Consider the following 20,749-nt stretch of genomic DNA (forward strand, 5'->3'; position numbering starts at 1 on the left):
GGATAAACACCGCTGGACGGCTAAACGCAACACGTGCGAGAAGACATCTTATTTTTTGACAACCCATACTTTGACTTTTGCTTCCACTTCGGTATGCAGTTTTACGGGTACTGAATAAATGCCCAGAACCTTAATGGGTTCATCCAAAACAATTTTCCGCTTATCTATTTTGAACCCTTTTTCTTTGAGGGCATCTGCAATATCCTGGGAGGTTACCGAACCGAATAATTTATCTTCTTCACCCACAGAAACCGAGATGGTCACGGAAACATTGTTCAGTTTGGCGGCTTCCTGTTCGGCTGCCTTTTTCTCCCGATTTTTTTGCAACTCCAGGGTCTTCTTTTCCTGCTCAATTCGTTTGAGATTTCCGGGGGTTGCTTCCAGGGCAATTCCTTTTGGAATAAGGTAATTCCGGGCATATCCATTTTTAACCGTTACAATGTCACCAACCGTGCCAACCGACTCCACATCTTGCTTCAAAATAACTTTCATGTTTACTCTGCTCCTCACATTAGTTTGATTGATCTGCAACAAAAGGAATCAAGGCTAAATGCCGTGCGCGTTTAATCGCTTTGACCAATTGACGCTGATGATGGGCGCATGTTCCCGAAATTCGGCGAGGAATAATTTTACCCTGTTCGGTTGTAAACCTTTGAAGCAATTTTTCATCTTTATAATCAATATACTCGATTTTGTTTTCGCAAAAACGACAAATCCGCTTTTTTTTCATACGAATCAATTTTAAAACCTCCTATTTCTGTTGACACCCAATCTATCTGTCGGATACCAGCCCTATTCCCCCGCAGGAACTTCAGCTGGCTCCGTATCCGTTTTTTCCTGAACCTTTTCCTCGGCTGCTTTAGGCGTTTCGCGCCGACTGGAATTGTTTGCTCGGGAATAATGCTTTTTATAGGATCCCCCGAACTTCTTGAAATCCGTAATTTTCCCTTTTTCCAACTGCTTGAGAGCCTTTTCATCCAATCGAACCGTTAGATCCCGCATAATGGTCTCATTCAACCGGAATTCCTTTTCCAGATGAGGCAGGGCTTTTCCATTTGAGTCGTAGAGAAAATAAATGTAATACCCGTATTGTTTCTTCTTGATTTCGTAGGCCAGGCGCTTTTTGCCCCAATGGTCTACTTTACGAATCGATCCGCCCTCATCCGTAATCATTTTTTGGATTTTATTCACCAACTCCTCAATCTTCGATTGGTCCAATTGAGGATCCACGATAATCGTTGTTTCGTACAAACGCTGCTCCATTTAAACCTCCATTTTAGACGCGCGTAACCCGCTTGTTAAAATCCTACTCTCTTTTTCGATTGTATTTGTTCATTGCTGTTTCTATGCCATCCACTACAAAACTGATCGCTGCTTCAACCGCAATGGGAATAATTTGTTCCAAAAGCGTTTTTTCTTCCCGTGAGAAATCGGAAAGAACAAACGTGATCCAATTATCAATGGGAGCCTCTCGACCGATCCCCACCCTTAACCGAGGAAAATTCTTGGTTCCAAGATGGGACATTATTGAGGCTAACCCATTGTGCCCCCCATCACTTCCCTGTTTGCGAATACGAATCACACCCAGTGGAATTTGAAAGTCATCAACAATCACCAGAATATGTGAAAGATCACTTTTGTAAAACTGAACCGCCTGGCGAACGGCCAACCCACTGTTATTCATAAAGGTTAGTGGCTTAATCAGTGCGACTTTTTTCTCTTTAATCCGGCCGCTGGCTTGAAGATAATCTCCCCGGCCTTGCTTGAAAGTCAATCCCAGCTCTTCCGCAAGGCGATCCAGCACCATAAACCCCACATTATGGCGTGTGTTTCGATACTTTCTTCCCGGGTTACCGAGCCCAACGATCAAATAACGGGACTCTGTGTCATTAATCATATTTCAAACGCTGCGAGTGATGGCGGTGCCAACCCGAAATAAAGCGCCTCACGCGGGATCTATTCCCCTTCCTCGGTCTTTTCTTCTTTACCGTGAATCACTTCCGGTTCAGCCTCTTCTTCACCCACACCCTCTTCTTCGGCAACGACCTCTTCCTCAACCTTCTTCGGGTGGCTGACGGAGGCAACCGTATGTTCCGGATCGGTTAAAAACTCCACATTTTCCATCTTCAGATCGCCAATCGTAACGCTGTCACCAATATTAAGATGACTGATGTCGATTTCAATATTTTCCGGAATATCTTTTGGCAAACAAGAAATTTCCACTTCCCGCAACTGGTGTTCCAGTATTCCGCCAAAATCTTTTACACCAATAGCCTCTCCAACGAGAACAATGGGTACTTTCATGGTGACCTTTTCGGAAGCCTTAATTCCCAGAAGATCCACATGGACGATCTCGTCCGTTACCGGATCGACTTGCACTTCGCGTACGATACAGGCCTTTTTCCGCCCCTTACCCACCACCAGATCAAAAATATTGGCGCCGGCCAGCAAGAGGTGTCGGAATTCCTTGGCATCCAGTGTGATCAACCGTGAATCCTTGTGTGCGCTATAAAAAACGGCAGGAATTTTTCCCGCTTTTCGAAGTTGCTTTAATTGGGATTTGGTCCCCTTTTCGCGCAAATCCGCTTTAATAACTGCCTCAGACATACAAAATCTCCCTTCTTACTTTTCAATATCAAATAGAATACTAATGGATTCTTCTTTATGAATTCTTTCGATTGCCTGCGAAAAGATCGGAGCCACAGACAATATTTTGATTTTGTCAATCATTTTCTCTTCCGGAATCGGAATGGTATCCGTTACCACCATTTCATTAATTGGAGAGGTTTCAATCCGTTCAACAGCGCCTCCCGAGAGAAGCGGATGCGTACACGCCGCGTAAATCTGCCTGGCACCCTTTTTCTTCATGGCGGCCGCTGCTCCCACGAGTGTTCCGGCCGTATCGACCATATCATCAACAATCAAAACATTCTTGTCGCGTACCTCGCCGATAATATGCATCACTTCGGCCACGTTGTGTTGGGGCCGCCGCTTATCCACCAGGGCCAATTGAGCCCCAAGCCGTTTGGAATAGGCGCGGGCCATCTTAATGCTTCCGATATCCGGAGAAACCACCACCAAATTGTCTATGCTTTTTTTACGAAAATACTCCACAAACACATACGAGGAATACAGATGATCCAGAGGAATATCGAAAAATCCCTGGATCTGCGGCGCATGCAAATCCATGGTCAGGACGCGGTCCGCACCGGCTGTTGTAATCAAATTAGCCATCAACTTTGAAGAAATGGCCACACGCGGCTGATCTTTTCGATCCTGCCGGGCATACCCATAATAAGGGATAACCGCCGTTACGCGCCTGGCTGAAGCCCGTTTGGCCGCATCGATCATAATCAGCAGTTCCAATATGTTCTCTGCCGGCGAGCAGGTGGGTTGAATCAGAAAAACATCCGCACCGCGAATATTTTCCACATACTTCACCCATATCTCACCATCACTGAATCGGCGGATCGAGAGCGCTTCCAACGGCCGATTTAAACTCTCAGCAATTCGCTCTGCCAGTGCCGAATTGGCAGTCCCGGAAAATAGTTTTAAATCATTATTTGTTGTCATTTAATCTTCCCAGTTACACTCACAAATCGTCCCAAACCCTTAAAAAAGACAACGAATAAACCTAACCCTTTAACCGCTGTTTTATGAGAATCGTTTATTGGACTGCGATATTTTCCTGTTCTTCTTTTGGGGTTTCTTCATGTACCTCATCATTGAGTACTTTTTTGTAAGCATCTAAGACCACGCGTTGGATTTTGAGACGGAAGGCATTTGTAATAGGATGAGCAACATCTTTGTATGAGCCATCTGATAGCCTTCGTGCGGGCATGGAAACAAACATGCCGTGGTTCCCTTTAATAATACGCAGCCCATGCACAACAAACACATCGTCAAATATAATATTCACATAGGCTTTCAGGCGCGCTTCTTCCAACGGGGTAATGCTTACTTCGGTTATTTCCATTTTCTTCTCCCTGTTTTTTTAATGGTTTCCCTCTTAACCAAATATTACAGCATATTTATTCAGAAAAACCGAAGAAAGCGACTAAAGCAATTCCCGATAAGGACGCACAAAAAACTTCTGATAAGGATGACTGTCAAATAACGTAAGGGCTTCTTGAGCCATTTTCTCTTGATCAAAGAGTCCAAAAAATGCAGAACCGCTCCCCGATAGACTGGCAAAAGAACTTCCCGCCTGCAAAAGCCGCCGTTTTATCTCCCGGAACTCCGGATAGGTTTCAAAAATAAGCGGCTCAAAATCATTCCTAAAAAACAGAGGAAGCTCCTGTAAAAAAAGCTGTTCCACAAAGTAACTGCTTAATTTAATATATTTTTTGGCCTTTGTCAAGTTAATTTTAAGATTCTTGTAGGCCCATTCTGTCGAAACAGACCGGTTGGGATAGAGAATGACGCCGTAAAAATCCCAGCTTTTCGGCAAGGGTTGTAACTCATCCCCAATCCCGTAGGCAATGGCTGCCCCCGGATTAAGAAAGAAGGGAACATCTGCTCCCAATTCCCTGGCAAGTATGGCCAAGTCGTGATTACTGAGATTCAGGCCCCACACGCGATTCAGCAAACGAAGCGCAGCCGCTGCATCTGTGCTGCCGCCTCCGAGTCCCGCTCCCATGGGAATTTTCTTGGCAATCCGAATCCGGCATCCTGCTGACACCCCTGCCTTTTTTCGCAAAAGCTCTGCCGCCCGATAGCAGATATTGGCCTCACCCCGGGGCACGCCCGGTTGATCCGATTCAACAAAAATAGCACTCTCGGCTTCAGACACCGAAACTTCGTCACATAAATCCACAGACTGAAAAATGGTTTCGATTTCGTGATACCCGTTCGGACGTTTCCCCAGAATTCTCAGTCCGATATTGATTTTGGCACATGCTCTCGCAATCAGGGGGGACATTTGAATTCATTCTCCTTAACGTGACTTTCGGCGCGGACTTTCCTGGTTTTAGTGTAAAAAATTTCCCGCAATAAATCAAGTAGTTTTCATTATTAGTCCTTGATTTTTACCCAAACTTATGTTAAATTTTTGAAAATCAAGTCAGTGGAAAAACGGGCCTCTTGAATAAACTGAAAAAAATGAAAAAAGCATATTTTATTTCCGACTTGCATGTAGGGTCACATGACCAGGAAAATGAAATTCTTAAAGAAAATTATTTACGATCCTTTTTCAGATTTCTAAATAGGGAAAGTGATTTTGCCCTTTATATTGTCGGGGATCTGTTTGATTTTTGGTTTGAATACCAACACGCGATTCCCACCTATTACCAACATATTCTATCAAAATTGATGCTGCTTCGGGAAAAGGGGGTTCCGATTACCTTCATTTCAGGAAACCATGACTTCTGGATGCGGGATTTTTTTGAGAAACACATGGGAATTCGGACGTTCCACGGTGTTCATACGGAAACCATTCTGGGAAAATCGTTCTATTTTTTTCATGGTGACGGCATTGTTGAGAAGGACGTCGGTTACCGCACGCTAAAGCGAATTCTGCAGCACCCCCTGGTTATCTGGCTCTACCGGTGGATTCACCCGGATGTGGGCATTCCGATTGCCCGATACGCCTCCCAGCTCAGCCGCAATCATTACGTACTTGCAGCCGAGGAAGCCGCTGCAGAGGACGCCGAATACATTGCCTACGCCGAAGACCAATTTCAAAAGGGATATGATATTGTTGTTATGGGACATACGCACCGCCCAATGATTCACAAACAGGCGGACAAAATCTACATCAATCTGGGGGATTGGCTGGTTCATTTTACATACGCTGTTTTCGACGGCGAAACGTTGCAGCAAAAAACATGGCGTCTTGAAGAGGATGCCTGACGGGGAGAAGCGGCTTTTTCAGGAACTCTTTACCGCCTCCGGCGTTTTAAATTCAGTCAAAATAGACGATCAAATTGGAATTCACGTTTTAATCAAAAAGGGAAAATTTTTCATTTATGCGACGCAGATTACGATCAAGCGAAAATCGGTCATCGATTTTTTCATTTAAAAAGGAATCACTCCAAAAAAATAAATTGGCACTAATCGGAGGCGGAATTGCACTGATTGTGCTCATTTTGGTGATCTGGTACGGAATCTACATTATTAAGGGATTACCACCCCTCACCGAACTGGAACATTACGAGCCCAAACTGGCCACCAAAATTTATTCTGCTGATGGCGTGGTAATTAAGGAGCTTTATACCCAGAAGCGGGAAATCGTCCCTTTAAAGGATATTCCCGATAACATGAAAAAGGCGCTTATCGACACGGAAGACCGGAAATTCTGGAATCACTGGGGATTCGATCTGAAACGAACGATCAAAGCGGTTCTCATCGATATCGTGCACATGTCCAAAAAGCAGGGAGGCAGCACCATTACCCAGCAATTGGCCCGGGAGCTTTATTTGAACAAAAAGAAGCAATGGACACGAAAACTCAGAGAAATGATTACGGCGGTTCAAATAGAGCGTCACTATTCGAAGCCTGAGATTCTGGAAATGTACCTGAACCACGTGTATTACGGACACGGCGCATACGGGATAAAAGCCGCTGCGAAATATTATTTTAATAAAGATGTAAAAGATTTGACGATTGACGAATGCGCGATGTTGGTAGGACTTCTTCGGTCTCCCGCCCGGTACTCCCCCATCAACCATATGGAGCGCGCCATTCGAAGGCGAAATGTTGTTCTTTACATGATGTACACCAACGGCGACTTGACCCGGGAACAGTACGAACAGGACATCAAAAAACCCATTATTCTGGCACAGGGCGGAAATCAATCAGATACGGACATTGCCCCGTATTTTACTGAATGGATTCGACAGAAACTGGAAGCCAAATACGGAATGTCTCTCTACACGAATGGCTATAGAATTTACACGACTCTGGATACCCGGGTCCAGGCGGCCGCTGAAGAAGCTGTCCGCAAGCATTTACCCGTGGTACAGGCACGGGTGATCCGCAACATTTTATGGAAACACAAGGAAAAAGATATTCTTTCAAAATTTATTACCGACCCGGATTCCCTGAAAAAGGTCTTAAAAGATAAAGCCCTGACCGATTCCTTATTAAGGGAGTATGCAAAAGTGCAGGTCGCCCTCATTGCTATTGAACCGGATAACGGCCACATCCTTGCAATGATTGGCGGACGCGATTTTAAAGAATCCAAATTCAACCGTGCCATTCAAATGAAGCGGCAGCCCGGATCGGCATTTAAGCCCTTTATTTACACGGCTGTCATCGACAACGGCTACCCGCCCACATATGAGGTTTTGAATCAACCCGTTGTCCTTTTTATGCCCGATGGCACCCGCTGGATTCCCCACAATTACGATCACTCACAAGGCGGGCCGACGACCCTCCGGGAGGCCTTGCGCCGCTCCCTGAATTTGGTCAGCGCACGGCTTTTGCAGGAAGTCGTTAAACCGTCGATCGTGGTGGAATATGCTCATCGGATGGGAATTCACACGCCGCTGCAAGCGGTGGATGCCTTGGCGCTGGGAACATCGGAAGTAAGACCCATTGATATTGCATCGGCTTACAGTGTATTTCCTGACCTTGGGGTTCACGTGGATCCAATCGCCATTACAAAAATCGAGAATCGAAACGGGGAAGTCATCCAGGAATACACGCCTAAAAGCAGCGAGGTGCTGTCGGCTACCACCTCCTACATTATGACGTCCATGCTGCAGACGGTTATTGACCACGGGACAGGCGTTTCGGCACGAACCGTGTACCAATTTACCCGGCCGGCCGGTGGAAAAACCGGAACCACGGACAATTACACCGATGCCTGGTTTGTGGGATTTACTCCGCAAATTTCGGCTGCCGTCTGGGTGGGTATTGATGACCCCTCGATGACGCTGGGCCCGGGACAAACCGGTGCTCAGGCGGCCCTGCCCATCTGGGCACGTTTTATGAAGGTGGCTCACGATACCCTGAATTTGCCGGTTAAGGATTTTACGATGCCCCCGGGGGTTGTCCGGGTAAAAATTTGTGCCGACAGTCACAAATTGGCCACCGAATACTGCCCCCACACGATGGAGGAGGTGTTTCCGAAGAATCTGGCTCCCACGGAACCCTGCCCCATTCACACGGGTGGTATGAGCAAATCGAAACAGGAAAAACGCCCCAAGAAGAAACGAATCATTTTTTAGATACTTGAAGGCCCCGGCACTTTAAATGTGTCGGGGCCTTTTCTTAAAAGCGGATTGGAACTTTCAGTCAGAACATGCCCCTTCCAAGGGGGACTCTTGCCGTCCAGGCAATCGGGCAAAATATTTCACCCTAAGGCCCAACACTCTCACAAATTAGTAACTTACCGCAGCAACAGCATTTTCTTCATCCAGATTCGTTGTCCGGCTTTCATCCGATAAAAATACACCCCGCTGGGAACAGGGTTTCCGGAGGCATCCCGTCCGTTCCACTTCACACGGTGGGTTCCGGCACCGTACCGGCGATGAGCCACTATCCGTATGTTTCGCCCCAGCGCATCGAAGACCACTATTTCCACCGGAACCGTTCGCGGTACGCTAAATTCAATTTCCGTTACCGGATTAAAGGGATTGGGGTAATTCTGATGCAGCGCAAATGTCGGAGATTGAGTTGACTTCTCGGCCACAACCGTGGGAACCGGAACCACCGGAACAATCACCCGCGAAGGAGCCTGCGTTCCCATAAAAACGGTGTTGTGAGCGGTTAACGTATCCGGGTCATTCCACAGGGGGCCGCCGGTGTTGGTGTTGACATCAAATCGGGGATAATTGCTGGATGACACCGCGACCATCATCCGATGGCCCGAATTAAATACAATGGCCGTCGGCGGCAGCGTAATTTCCACAGAATCCATTTGACCCGGCGTCAGAAAAGCCATATCCGATTCTCGATCGCCGTGGCGGAAACGGGCTCTGGCAATGGCATCGGTTACCAGCATCTGACGGCCGTCCGGGTACACATCGATCAGCTTGAGGGTAAAATCCGTGTCCTTGCGATTGCTGGCAATGTAGAGTTTTGCCGTCACATACCCCTCCACCCAGAGCGGAGTCTGAAGAACAGGCGTTTGGAAAAGAAGCACATCCGTCCGATTCGTTACATTCCGTTGGTCACGGGGGCCTGCGGGAATGGTCAAATTGTTACCGCCCACTGTAGGTACCGGATTTCGGGGATCAAAATCGTACGAAAGGCTGTCTTTTTTAAGATCGATTGCCCGGCTGAGCGCCCCATTTCTTTCCAGATAAAAGGCGGATCGAATGCGATTGGGATGGGGCCATTCGTTCTGGACCATCCACTGACAGCCAATCTCATCCGTGCGATCCGGATCTCCCATTAAATAATACTGTACCCGGGACTGAGACAACACCCCATTTTGCTTGCCTTTAAGCCAGTAATCCAGCCAATTGGTCAGAAATAAAATGCCGGTAAACGCACTTTTCGGGTACTGCAGCTCCCCAACCGGATCACCCGTGGCCGTTTTCATGTGCGTCCAGGGTCCCATAATTAAGAATTGGGGTCCGGCTTGAGGTTGATTTTGCAGATCGTGAAATTCTGCCACGGGTCCTTCGGAGAAACAATCGTACCATCCGCCCATATGAATAATGGGTGCCGTGATGATGTGCGAACGGGTGTGAAGATTCATCAGGTCCCAGAGTGAATCGTAAAAGCGGTTGCTTCCGAAAAATTCAATCATGTAACCGGAACCCTGGGCATGAATCCAATTTTCCACCAGGGATTTTCGGAATTCGCCTCCGGGGAAAACGACCTGATGATAAAAATCGGACGGCGCTACAATAGCAATGGCACATTTCAGGGCCGGATGAGCTGCCCCAACTGCCCAGTAGGTGGTAATTCCCCGGGCAGAGCCACCCAGCATCCCCACTTTTCCATTGCTCCAGGACTGGTGAACAATCCAATCAATTGTGTCGTAACCATCCTGAAGCGGGCCCCACCCATCCGTTAAAAAGGTGGAGTCAACCCCCTGGGACGCAAATCGGCCGCGGCAGTCCTGATCAACAAAAACGTACCCCTGGCTGACCCACATCTGAACCAGGCTGCTGCTGAAGTTATCATGCGCCTTGTTGTAGGGCGTTCGGTAAAGAATGACCGGGTGCGAAAGCGTATCATCCGGAGCGTAAATATCCGTGGAAAGTAAAACCCCGTCGCGCATGGGAACCATAACGGTCGTTTTCTCGGCCAAAAGAATAGCCGGTAAGAATAACAAGAACAAAACAAAAAAAGTACTTTTCTTCATGGGACGGTTCCTTCCTTTTAGATACGGTTCCCGGATCGGGTCCAGCCAAATTAAATTTTTTCGGGGATCAAAATCTCTTCTAATAATTCCTTTACCCCGGGCGTCCAGTCAAAATCACTCAACTCTTTACGACCAATCCATCGAACGGCTTGTGCATCCGATTGGGCTGCCGGTTTTCCCTTCTCCAATCGACACAAAAAACTCACCAACACGTAATGATATTCCACGCGTCCCTGGTGATCCCGAAAAATCCGGTCGAACACACCCAGTATGCCAGTCACTGAAACGTCAATCCCGCATTCTTCCCGTACTTCTCTTTTCACGGCGTCCCGGACAGGTTCTCCCAGATGAACAGCTCCTCCGGGCAAACTCCACTGTCCCTTGCCTGGGTTCGTGCCGCGCTGAACCGCCAGCACTTCTTTTTGATCATTCAAAACCACTCCGCTCACAGCCGGAATGGGATACTCCGGATAATTTCGTCGCATTCTCATTTTCTCTTTGACGGGGTCAACCGCATTCCTTTCAGGAGAGAATCCGAGCCAAAAAGCTCCTTTCCTGGATCATGGCATTTTCGGGGCAGATTTCATCGCAACAGAGACAATTGATGCATTTTTTGTAATCAATCACCGGTATTTTGTTTACCAGCCTCATCGCATCCACCGGACAATTTTCCACACAAATACTGCAGCCAATGCATTTTTTAGGATCGGCTGCCGGACGTGTCCAGAGAACCCTGCCCAGGGCTTTTAAAATCGGCTTGGGAATCACTCGAATTTTCCAATTGGACGGCAGTTTAAAATCGGGTATCCGGAGCGATTCCAAATCGGGAACAGAGGTTTCAATGGCCTTCCACCCGGTCGCTCCTGTCCCCCGCTCGCGGGCTTCCCGAACGGTTGGAAGGGATTCGGGAGAATATCCCATCAGGAAAGAGGCAACTACATCCAGAGCCACGGCATCCGTGCTGGCAAAAATCAACCCCACTTTTCTGCTTTGCCCGGCTGCCGGACCGTTGCCCTCCATGCCGATAATTCCATCCATTATGGAGAGTGTGGGGCGGGTCAGTTCGTACACATCGAGCAAAATCTTTGCAAAATCGGCCGGGTGCGGAGCCAACCGGTGAAAATCCCCTTTTTGCAACCCCGGCAGCGTCCCGTACATGTTCTTAACGGCGCCCGTGAATAGCATCAGGTTGTGGGTTTTGAATTTTGGAAGATTGATGACCACATCGGCGTCTTCCACCCATTTTGACAGGAAGTACCGCCGGCCGTTTTTCACTTTCAGCGAAAGAGCACCCGTTTCAAATGAAACCAGCTCGGCGCCTACCCTTTCGGCCACCTCCAGAAAACCGGACACTTTCCAGAATCGTTTGATCCCCCGAATGGAACCGGACGGACTGTCGCCAATCCACACCTGCCCGCCTGCTTCCTGAACCAATCGAGCCACAGCTTCCACAACTGCCGGGTGGGTAGTTACTGCCTTTTCGGGAGGGTGAGCCGCAAGCAAATTCGGTTTCAGAAGCACGCGATCTCCCGGACGGACAAACGCCTCTATCCCGCCCATTTCGGAAAGCACCTTTCGAATGGCGTTTTCCACCTCAGGAAGTGAATAAGATGAACAGGAATGAACGGCCACAAAGGCCTTCTTCTGCCCTGAGGATGCGCGGTTGGTTTGATGAGAATCGGAATGTATGGCTGTTGTCTGATGTTTACTCAAAACGTCACCCGGAAACAGATTAGGTTCTTGTATTCCACCATTCATTACAACGCGTAAATGCTGACAGTGCAAATGCCAAAATTTTTGATCCGCACAGTCGCGGCAATGAAAAAAGCACCAAGGGACTCATCGGATAATTATTTTAGGTGGCAGGGGGTTTGAAGCGCTTTTTAATATAAAGTGTCCAGGGAATGCGTTTTTCGTACCGAATCTGGTAATCCCACTTTTTGGGAGCCTTCGTCTTCAAATAATCCCGAACGCGGTGCAGGTGCGTTTCCTCGGAAGCCATGATGGTCAGAATTTCTCCACCTGTTCGATCGGTTTTCAATTTCCTGGCCGTTTCCAAAACCTTATCGAGAACAGATTCCGGTTTTTCTTCTTCACGAATATCAATTGTTGCCACCTTTCAGGCCTCCTTCTTCACCTCAACTTCGCGAATTACAAAGGACTTGGTCGGACATTTTGCCACGGCCGTATCGTAATCCTCCCATTTGGACGGGATGACCGGAAGATTAATGTCGCGATTCATAGTGACTACACCCGACGGAGTAAATTTGGGATTCGCACACAGCCCACAACCCGTACAGCCGACGCTGCATACCGACGTCACGGCTTTTCCACGATCGTGAGACACACAGGCGACGTACACCGCCTGGCTTTTGGGGATAAGCTGCATAATACCCTTTGGGCAGGCTTCCACACACAGACCGCATCCCGTGCATTTTTCATCAAAAACCACCGGGAGGCCGTTATCATTCATGGCCATGGCATCGTAAGGACAGGCCTCCACACAAGAACCCAATCCCAGACAACCGTACTCACACGCCTTATCCCCTCCGCCCAATTGGGCCGCGACATTACAATCCCTAATTCCTTCATAAATATATTTTCGTTTGGCCTCTTCAAAGCCGCCGCCGCACTTGACCACGGCGATGCGCTCCTCAACGGCTTCCGCCTCCACGCCCAAAATAGCAGCCACTTTGTCTGCAATCGCCTGACCGCCAACCACACAAAGATTAGGGGGAGCATTTCCCTTAACCACGGCCTCTGCATAAGCAGAGCAGCTTGGAAATCCGCAGCCTCCACAATTTGCCTGAGGCAAAACCTCGTCTATTTCTTCCACACGGGGATCAACTTCTACCGCAAATTTTTTGGACGCATACGCAAGTGTCGCCCCAAAAAGCAGACCCAATCCGCCCAATCCAAGAATAGAAGCCAGTACAATCGGGTTCATACACATCCTCCACTCACACAAACCGAAAAATCCCGGTAAATTTCCGAATCCGGGTTAAAGCAATTTATGATTTTTATTTTTCGATTTCAAGCGCAATTTGTTCTTTTTTGGAAATACACCCCTTTTTATCAGGTCTTGTCGCATTACATCATCCAATAATTGGAGTGGCCTACCTGAAGATGATCCATTCCAATCCCGTCAATCGGGGCCCCGCACCGCGGACATTTTCCGTTGACCATGTGATTTTCCACCACTTCAAATCCAAACCGGCGAATCAGGAGTTTTCCGCACTTGTAACAATACGTATTTTCGCCTTCGTCGCCGGGCACATTTCCGCTGTACACATACCGAAGTCCCTCCTCAAGCCCAATTTTTCGGGCTCTTTGCAATACCCGCACATCCGTCGGCGGAACGTCCGTCATCTTGTAGTTTGGAAAAAACCGGCTGATATGCCAGGGGGTTTCGACACCCAATTCATCCCGGATAAATCGGGCAATTTTATGAAAATTTTCATCGTCATCGTCATATCCCGGAACCACTAACGTGGTCACCTCCAGCCAAATGCCCAATTTCTTGTAGGCCTTGAGCGATTCCAAAAGGCGATCCAGACGCGCCCCAATCTTTTTCTTGTAGAATTGTGGATTGAATCCCTTTAAATCCACATTCGCCGCATCCAGATAAGGACTGATATGCTCAAGCGCCTCTGGCGTAATGTAACCATTTGTAATAAAAAGATTCAGGATTCCATTCTCGTGGGCAAGTTTGGCCGTTTCATAGGCATATTCATAAAATATCGTGGGTTCAGTATAGGTGTAAGCAATGGATTTGCAGCCGTAACTCTTTGTCAATTCAATAATTCGATGAACCGGAAGATGCTCTCCCGGGAAATCCGAGGGTTGAATATCGTGGCTTGATTTCCGAAACGCATTGAGTTGAGAGATATCCCAATTCTGACAAAACTGGCAGCGAAAATTGCATCCAACCGTTGCAACCGAAAAGGCTCTTGAACCGGGAAAAACATGAAAAAGCGGCTTTTTTTCAATCGGATCCACGTGAACGGCCACGGCCTTCTCGAAAACAAATGTGTATAAACGCCCATCAATATTTCCCCTGACACCGCACACACCCATCCGGCCCTCAGGAATCCGGCATCGATGCTGACAAAGATTGCAGCGAACCACCTTATTCCCAATGGGATTCCAGAACATGGCCAATCGTTTTCCGTTGTGCGATTCGTACATAAGAAACCCTCTTTCTTTCTGTATTTTTCAGTTTTAAATATAAGAATTTTTTTGGGTTAAATCAAGATTGGATTCGGCGAATATTTCTTTGATATCTGTCGCAAAAAATGCCGTTGCCCAATGTTGGAAAATGGCGCATGAAAAACGGGGCGAATCAAAAAAATAATATTGATAATCATAACAATTCTTATTATATTATTACAGAATTTGAAACCCAAAAAAGAACCCTCAAAATGAAAGGAAAAAATGATGAGTGTATTGGTCACCAAAGAAGCACCCGATTTTACGGCAACGGCTGTTATGCCTGATGGTTCGTTTAAAGAGGATTTTAAACTATCCGATTACAAAGGGAAATATGTCATTCTTTTCTTCTATCCCCTTGATTTTACGTTCGTATGTCCAACGGAAATCATTGCGTTCGATCATCGTCTGGAAGAGTTTAAAAAGCGAAACTGCGAAGTGATTGGCGTATCCGTGGACAGTGCCTACTCGCACTACGCATGGAAAAATACCCCTGTGGATGCCGGCGGTATCGGTCAGATTCGCTATCCGCTGGTTTCGGACATGACCAAGGAGATTTCCGCAGCGTACGATGTTCTTATTCCGGCCGGCGTCGCTCTCCGAGGTCTTTTTTTGATTGACAAAGATGGGATTGTCCGCCATCAGTTGGTAAACGATCTTGGACTGGGACGAAACATCGATGAGGCCCTTCGAATGCTCGAGGCCCTGCAATTTTCCGAAACCCACGGTGAGGTTTGCCCCGCCAATTGGGAGGAAGGGAAAGAGGGCATGAAAGCCGATGCAAAGGGCGTGGCTGTTTACCTGAAAACACACGCCGCCGAACTTTAAATTAGGCAAACCTCAAGAACAAAGCCTGCCTGTTTTTCCGGCAGGCTTTTTGGTTTTTGGGGCACATAAAATCAATCCAACCCAATAAATCCTAAAAACCCGGAAACTGCTTAATCATCCACACCCATGGCCTTCAAATTGTTAAAACTGATTTTTACGGAATCAAAAGGATCCCGCTGGTGCAGGTCCTGTTCCACAATGTACCAGACCACACCCGCCTCTTTTGCTCGCTGAATAATCCGGGGAAAATTGAGGTTGCCCTCCCCTACTTCCACAAAAATGGGTTGTCCGTCATAAATACCATAATCTTTCAAATGAATCAGGGGCAGGCGCCCGCTTAATTTCTGGATCCAGTCAGACGGATTTCCGCCCCCGTACTGAATCCAGTATGTGTCAATTTCACCCTGCAAAACAGAGGAGTTCTCGTAGATCAGCTCCAGTCCCGTTTTGCCGTTAAATCGTTCAAATTCGTGTGCATGGTTGTGATAGGCCAGAGTAATGCCGTTTTTTTTGAAGAGAACCGCCCATTTTTCAGCCCGTTTCGTCATCTGAATGTACTCGTCTGCCGTGTGCCCGCGCATGTAAGAAATGGCAGAATACTTGCAATTGAGAATATGGTGCATTTGAATGCTTTCAAGCGCTTGTTCTTCTGTATCAAATAAACGGACATGGGTTGCCACACACGTTAAGCCGAAATCATCCAGAAGCTTTTTGTAGGCTTCAGCACCCAAAGGCGAAACAGACCCCAGTTGAATATTTTCGTAGCCGATGTCCCGCAGCTTCTTAAATGTCGATTTCAGCCCGTCCCGCGTCTTAATAAAATCTCTCAATGTGTACAAATTGACCGCTATTTTTGACATGGTTTTTCCTTTCATTTTTATGATGGCTTTTCGTTTCTCTATGCCAACACGGGTTTCCGGGATTAAGCGCCGGCCACAAATGTCCCAATCATTGGAGAGAACCAGAGGCATCCGGAGAATTGTCCCCCTCCAATGAGGACATGCCCGGCACATTCTTCCCCTTGAATTCCAGAAACATGAGTACTCCTCCGATGAGGATTAAAAGATAGGCGTGAAAGAACCGCCACACAAAAACAGCCAAAGCAATGGATTCTCTGGGCAGGAAGAGGGCAAACAGACCGGCATAGGTTAATTCATCCACACCCGAACCGCCGGGAGTCGGCGCATATTGAACAATAATCTTCAAAAAAAACTGGAGAAAATAAAGCTTCCAAAAAGGGATGGTCAGTCCCATTCCCAAAACAACCAAATTCGCGGTCAGGAATTCAAACAGAAAGGAAACAATAATGTACCCCAGCGCCAGGAGAAGGATTCCCGGTTTATCCCGAAAATACAGTTGAAAAAGACGACTAATTTTAAAAATTGAATCCCCGATTTTCTCGATCCAGATTTTGTATTTTTCTTCTTTTAACAGATTGAATTTAACGGCCAGCAGTAAGGGGGTTTTTATTCCGCTGAGAAGGGGTTTGGGAAAAAACAAAAAACCGACAAGAAGAGCAATGACGCCGATAAAAGAAAAAATGGTAATTTGAATAATCTTTTGCAAAAGAGCCGAATCGGAAAAAGGAAGCGGCACCAAAAAATAAACGGGAAACAAAAGCAGAAAAAAGAACGTGGGTAAAACCGTACGCAGAGTGAGAATGCCCAAACTCTCAGCGTAGCTGATTCCAAACCGTGACAACAAATAGGATTGAAAATAGACATGCGAGGTTGAAATAGGGACGGCAACGGCAAAATAAATTCCCATTAAACGAATTTTGGCTGTTTGCCAGAGTGAAATCGGAATGGATTTGGGAATTAAGACCTTTAAGCCCATGGCATCGAATGTCATTCGCAACAGAATGATGCCACCCAACAGCAAAAAATAGTGCCATCGTAAGTGCAAAAGGATTTTGAGCTGAGAGGGTCGGGACGTCGAAAAAAACAGAATCAGCAAAACAATAAAACTAAGAAAAACGTAAACCAAAAATCCTTTTTTCAGAAAACCCTTTTTTTTACTCAAATTTGAATGGTCTCCTTAAGGCCATTGGTGCTGTTTTTTCCAGTAACGGGCATTTTGCCCGCGGGTAAATTGATTTGAAATGGAATTTCTACATCGTCATGGTGTTCAGAGTTTTTCTGCCGCGCTTTGCGTAACCCGAAAAAAGCGGGACGACAAAGGGCCTTAGAGAAAGAAAAGAAAGCCCCCCGGAGAAGAAACATTTTTTAAAAGCGTGCAGGCAGTCAATCCCCGGGTTCAATCCGGCGAACGTGGTACACACCCCGGCCTTCGGCCACAATCCGCTTGCGGTCGCCCTGGAAGGCCACCATGTGGGTAAAAATAATCCGATTGCCGCTTTTGACAATTTTCCCTTCTGCAAACAAATCCTCCGGATCGCCCGGCTGCAGGTAATCCACACGCAGGTCAATGGTGGCCAGGCGATCCCGGGTTGACCGAAGGGTGGTCATTCCGGCCGCTCCGCCCACGGAGTCCAAAATCATGGATGTCAGACCGCCGTGCAGGGCAGGCCGTCTGGGATCGCCAATAAATTCGGGACGAAATGATATCTTCAGCACCACAAATCCTTCTCTTGCTTCCACTACTTTTAACCCAATGAAGCGATTGAAGGGGATTTTTTCCTCAATAACCTCCCTAAAAAAGCCCCATTCCTTCTCAGTCAGCATGCTTAAATTCCTCATTTACTGAATTTATTGGCTCAATTTGACGGCCCTTTTTACTTATTGATCCATCCAGCCTTCCTGCTAACGCCGCAGAATTGAATCCAAACCTGATTTCAGTCTGTTTCAAGAACCAAAAGGTGTTAGCCGGCCCACTCTTCACTGGCCATTTCGCAAAAGCGGTCATGTTCCTCCTGTGTCATTTTTTCAAAACGAATCAGGCATTCCACACCCGGGTGCGCTTTCTTGCAAACAGCCACCGATTCTTCGGCAATTTTGTGCTTGATCTCCTTTGGAATGTCATCCAGAGGCAGAGCCAGGTGAAGGGTTACCTCTTGACCTTTGATTTCGGCACCGTGAAACATTCCCAAATGGACGATGTTGTCATTTATCTCCGGATGGCGGACCTGCCGCAAGGCATCCTCCACCGCCTTCTCGTTGATGGGTCTATCCATGATCAGATTTCCTTTTTTTATTCAGTTGTCAGGGAATAAGGTTGTCAAAATTTAAATTTAATTTTGATAAAAATCAAATGGTTTTTGTAAAAATTCGGGATAGAGCCATTTTAAAAGGATCCAAACGGATTCAAAACGCCTTTGGCCACACAATTTTTCCATTAATCCAGATCCACTGAAAAACTTGCGTAAAGCTTTCGCCCCAAAAGCGGACCCCAGATGTACACAACATCACCCAATTCACCGCTTTTGTTGTACATGAGGGGTGTTTCCACATCCGACTGCTGAAAATCCAACAAATTTTTGGCTCCCAAAATTAATTTCATTCCATTTCCGAATTTTTTATTTAGGCTGACATTCAGAATCCAATAGGTCGGAGATTTTGCCCGTTTGGGGGTACCGTCCGCATTGTAGCTCATTCCGTAGACTTCCCTTAAATTCATGGGCCCGGTGACCTGGCCATCCAGATTCAGGGACATAGCCCATCTGGGCCAATCATAATCAAGTGTCCATTTAAACCGATTTTCAGGCCGTGCAAATCCGAGTACATTCGGAGCCATATCGTACCGTTCCCAAATGTGGCCAACGGTCACGAAAAGTCCCGGCAAAAGGAAACGGCTGTAATTCACTTCCATTCCGTATATGGATGAGGGCGATTCCACATTTTCCACTACAAAACTCTTTGAAACGTAGTCATTGTAGGCCGTAATGTAGTTCTCAATGCGGTGGTAAAACGGTGCAACCGAAAAGTGGGTTGACTCCTTTTCAAAATCAAGCGAAACGGTTACACTTCTGGATTGTTCGGCTTTCCTGGCCAGATAGCGCGTGTTGTATTTGTATTTCGCCCCCGTACCGTGATCCAGCTCGTAAAAAGACGTGGGAGCACGAAACCCCTTTCCCAATGTCAAACGTGCCGTCCAGTGATCACTGATCACGGCCTTTAATGAGAGACTGGGGGTCAGAATTTTGCCGTAAACATTGTGGCTGTCAAACCGCAAACCCAGGACGGATTCCCAGAGCGGATTGGGCCTCCAATCATATTGTGCAAAAATCGAAGCAATTTTATAATTATAAGCCGAAACAGCCACATTTTCTTCCAGCCTTTCCGTCCGGTAAGCCAGACCGCTGGTCATCAACTGATGTGCGCCTATCTGATGATTCCATTGAAAATCATTGTACGTCATCAATTGATCCCCCACATACACAAAACCCTCGTAATCGGAATCCTGAAAATGCCGGGTCAGGCTCAGCTTGTAAAGGATCTGGTCATCCTTCGACAATCGGTGGCGAAAAATGAGGGCCGCATCCGTACGCCGGGTTAAAATCGATTCGGAAAACGCCCGGAGTGCCGGTTGGTCGAGCACTTCGATAAAAGAGCGGCTGGCCGACAGAGCACCTCCCTGGCGTTCTTCGGTTAATCCGGAAAAACGCAGCCTCAGGTCGGTATTCCTGTTTTTTTGAATAACCAGCTTTCCGCTCATGTAGGCCCGTGTGGTTCCCGTAAATTCAGAAATACCATCGCCATTGCGATCAACCGGGTTCATGTGATAAAATTCCCCGTTAACCAACAGCCCCATGCTCTTTCTTTTGTACGAGGCGACTCCTGTCAGACGCCTTTCGCCATATTGTCCGATTTGCGATTCCAGACTGAGCGCGGGAAAGGGGGATGGATTACTGGTCCGTATATTCACGATCCCGGCAATGGCATCTGTGCCGTAAAGAACAGAGCTGGCACCCTTTACAATTTCAATCTGATCGATGATGCCCGCCGGCAATTCCATGTAGCCGTACGTCTGCCCGAGACTGCTAAAAATGGGCATCCCATCAATCAACACCTGGGTGTAACGCCCCGGCAGCCCCTGAATGGAAATGGAAGAGGCGTTACAAACGGAGCATTCAATTTGCGGGTCAACCCCCACCACATATTGGGTGGCATTGAGCACGTTCACCGGGTTTCTGTGTTTGATTTCTTCTTTTGTGACCACATTTGTTCGGACGGGTGTGTCCTTCAAATAGCGGGGAACGCGTGTTCCGGTCACCACAACCGCTTTTCCCCTGACAGCCATCGGCTTCAGCCGAAACTGAATCTCGGTAGCCGTACTGACATTCAAGAGGATTTCAACCTCTCGGGGTTCGTATCCCATCATCGTGGCCCTTACGATATACCGGCCATACGGAACACCGGAAATCCGGAATTCCCCGTTCAGATCCGTAGCGGCACCCATCTGAGTTCCCACTAAAATAACATTGGCGCCGGGAAGCGGCTCACCCGTATTGGCATCCCTTACCGTCCCTTTGATGCCGCTCACATATTTTGG

23 protein-coding genes are annotated in these 20,749 nt (G+C 47.3%); 4 read left to right on the top strand and 19 right to left on the bottom strand.

From position 1 onward, the window contains the following. Positions 1-48 precede the first annotated feature (48 nt). The 8 genes from GXO76_05745 to ispE form a co-directional block, all read right to left on the bottom strand. Positions 49-492, bottom strand: coding sequence for a 50S ribosomal protein L9 (locus GXO76_05745; GenBank protein NOY77356.1), 444 nt, complete (start codon positions 490-492; stop codon positions 49-51). Positions 493-511: 19 nt separating this feature from the next. Continuing rightward, entirely contained in the window at positions 512-730 is a 219-nt protein-coding gene (gene rpsR / locus GXO76_05750; protein NOY77357.1) for a 30S ribosomal protein S18, read from the bottom strand. A gap of 62 nt (positions 731-792) precedes the next feature. After that, the gene (rpsF, locus tag GXO76_05755; GenBank protein ID NOY77358.1) at positions 793-1,263 is read right to left on the bottom strand and encodes a 30S ribosomal protein S6; all 471 of its coding nucleotides are present in this window, start codon (positions 1,261-1,263) and stop codon (positions 793-795) included. A gap of 43 nt (positions 1,264-1,306) precedes the next feature. Then, on the bottom strand, positions 1,307-1,897 hold the full coding sequence (locus GXO76_05760) for an aminoacyl-tRNA hydrolase (protein ID NOY77359.1): 591 nt from the start codon (positions 1,895-1,897) through the stop codon (positions 1,307-1,309). Between the two features lie 59 nt (positions 1,898-1,956). Continuing rightward, on the bottom strand, positions 1,957-2,607 hold the full coding sequence (locus GXO76_05765) for a 50S ribosomal protein L25 (protein NOY77360.1): 651 nt from the start codon (positions 2,605-2,607) through the stop codon (positions 1,957-1,959). A 15-nt stretch (positions 2,608-2,622) separates the two neighbouring features. Beyond that, positions 2,623-3,573 (bottom strand): ribose-phosphate pyrophosphokinase, encoded by a 951-nt coding sequence (locus GXO76_05770; GenBank protein ID NOY77361.1) that lies wholly within the window; start codon positions 3,571-3,573, stop codon positions 2,623-2,625. A 94-nt stretch (positions 3,574-3,667) separates the two neighbouring features. Next, on the bottom strand, positions 3,668-3,976 hold the full coding sequence (locus GXO76_05775) for a hypothetical protein (GenBank protein NOY77362.1): 309 nt from the start codon (positions 3,974-3,976) through the stop codon (positions 3,668-3,670). Between the two features lie 81 nt (positions 3,977-4,057). Next, on the bottom strand, positions 4,058-4,921 hold the full coding sequence (ispE, locus tag GXO76_05780; GenBank protein ID NOY77363.1) for a 4-(cytidine 5'-diphospho)-2-C-methyl-D-erythritol kinase: 864 nt from the start codon (positions 4,919-4,921) through the stop codon (positions 4,058-4,060). 179 nt (positions 4,922-5,100) lie between these two features. Between ispE and GXO76_05785 the strand changes: the two genes are divergently transcribed. The 3 genes from GXO76_05785 to GXO76_05795 are packed head-to-tail and all read left to right on the top strand — an operon-like array spanning position 5,101 to position 8,171. Continuing rightward, entirely contained in the window at positions 5,101-5,850 is a 750-nt protein-coding gene (locus tag GXO76_05785; GenBank protein ID NOY77364.1) for a UDP-2,3-diacylglucosamine diphosphatase, read from the top strand. Continuing rightward, complete coding sequence (locus tag GXO76_05790) at positions 5,843-6,019, top strand: hypothetical protein (GenBank protein ID NOY77365.1); 177 nt, start codon at positions 5,843-5,845, stop codon at positions 6,017-6,019. The genes GXO76_05785 and GXO76_05790 overlap by 8 nt, the downstream gene beginning before the upstream one ends. Before the next feature lie 25 nt (positions 6,020-6,044). After that, positions 6,045-8,171, top strand: a complete 2,127-nt coding sequence (locus GXO76_05795; GenBank protein NOY77366.1) for a PBP1A family penicillin-binding protein — start codon at positions 6,045-6,047, stop codon at positions 8,169-8,171. A 161-nt stretch (positions 8,172-8,332) separates the two neighbouring features. Here GXO76_05795 and GXO76_05800 read toward each other — a convergent pair whose 3' ends face one another. The 6 genes from GXO76_05800 to amrS all read right to left on the bottom strand — a co-directional run bounded on the left by GXO76_05800 (position 8,333) and on the right by amrS (position 14,449). Continuing rightward, positions 8,333-10,261, bottom strand: coding sequence for a CocE/NonD family hydrolase (locus GXO76_05800; GenBank protein ID NOY77367.1), 1,929 nt, complete (start codon positions 10,259-10,261; stop codon positions 8,333-8,335). Between the two features lie 50 nt (positions 10,262-10,311). After that, positions 10,312-10,746, bottom strand: coding sequence for an NUDIX hydrolase (locus GXO76_05805; GenBank protein ID NOY77368.1), 435 nt, complete (start codon positions 10,744-10,746; stop codon positions 10,312-10,314). A gap of 37 nt (positions 10,747-10,783) precedes the next feature. Next, positions 10,784-11,974 carry a DUF362 domain-containing protein gene (locus tag GXO76_05810; GenBank protein ID NOY77369.1) on the bottom strand — a complete coding sequence of 397 codons (1,191 nt, stop codon included), beginning with the start codon at positions 11,972-11,974 and terminating at the stop codon, positions 10,784-10,786. 142 nt (positions 11,975-12,116) lie between these two features. Further along, a complete protein-coding gene (locus tag GXO76_05815) occupies positions 12,117-12,377 on the bottom strand; it encodes a hypothetical protein (GenBank protein NOY77370.1) in 261 nt (86 codons plus the stop codon). Positions 12,378-12,380: 3 nt separating this feature from the next. Then, complete coding sequence (locus tag GXO76_05820) at positions 12,381-13,208, bottom strand: RnfABCDGE type electron transport complex subunit B (protein ID NOY77371.1); 828 nt, start codon at positions 13,206-13,208, stop codon at positions 12,381-12,383. Positions 13,209-13,351: 143 nt separating this feature from the next. Next, complete coding sequence (gene amrS / locus GXO76_05825; protein ID NOY77372.1) at positions 13,352-14,449, bottom strand: AmmeMemoRadiSam system radical SAM enzyme; 1,098 nt, start codon at positions 14,447-14,449, stop codon at positions 13,352-13,354. A 249-nt stretch (positions 14,450-14,698) separates the two neighbouring features. Between amrS and GXO76_05830 the strand changes: the two genes are divergently transcribed. After that, positions 14,699-15,298 (top strand): peroxiredoxin, encoded by a 600-nt coding sequence (locus GXO76_05830; GenBank protein NOY77373.1) that lies wholly within the window; start codon positions 14,699-14,701, stop codon positions 15,296-15,298. Between the two features lie 110 nt (positions 15,299-15,408). Here GXO76_05830 and GXO76_05835 read toward each other — a convergent pair whose 3' ends face one another. From GXO76_05835 to GXO76_05855, 5 genes are all read right to left on the bottom strand, one after another. Continuing rightward, complete coding sequence (locus GXO76_05835; protein ID NOY77374.1) at positions 15,409-16,158, bottom strand: sugar phosphate isomerase/epimerase; 750 nt, start codon at positions 16,156-16,158, stop codon at positions 15,409-15,411. 88 nt (positions 16,159-16,246) lie between these two features. Next, entirely contained in the window at positions 16,247-17,320 is a 1,074-nt protein-coding gene (locus GXO76_05840; GenBank protein ID NOY77375.1) for a flippase-like domain-containing protein, read from the bottom strand. A gap of 221 nt (positions 17,321-17,541) precedes the next feature. Further along, complete coding sequence (locus GXO76_05845; GenBank protein NOY77376.1) at positions 17,542-17,982, bottom strand: hotdog fold thioesterase; 441 nt, start codon at positions 17,980-17,982, stop codon at positions 17,542-17,544. A 137-nt stretch (positions 17,983-18,119) separates the two neighbouring features. Beyond that, on the bottom strand, positions 18,120-18,431 hold the full coding sequence (locus tag GXO76_05850) for an iron-sulfur cluster assembly protein (GenBank protein ID NOY77377.1): 312 nt from the start codon (positions 18,429-18,431) through the stop codon (positions 18,120-18,122). A 161-nt stretch (positions 18,432-18,592) separates the two neighbouring features. Continuing rightward, a partial coding sequence (locus GXO76_05855; protein ID NOY77378.1) for a TonB-dependent receptor occupies positions 18,593-20,749 on the bottom strand: 2,157 nt, incomplete at its 5' end.

The sequence above is a fragment of the Calditrichota bacterium genome (assembly GCA_013151735.1).
Classification (GTDB): domain Bacteria; phylum Zhuqueibacterota; class JdFR-76; order JdFR-76; family BMS3Abin05; genus BMS3Abin05.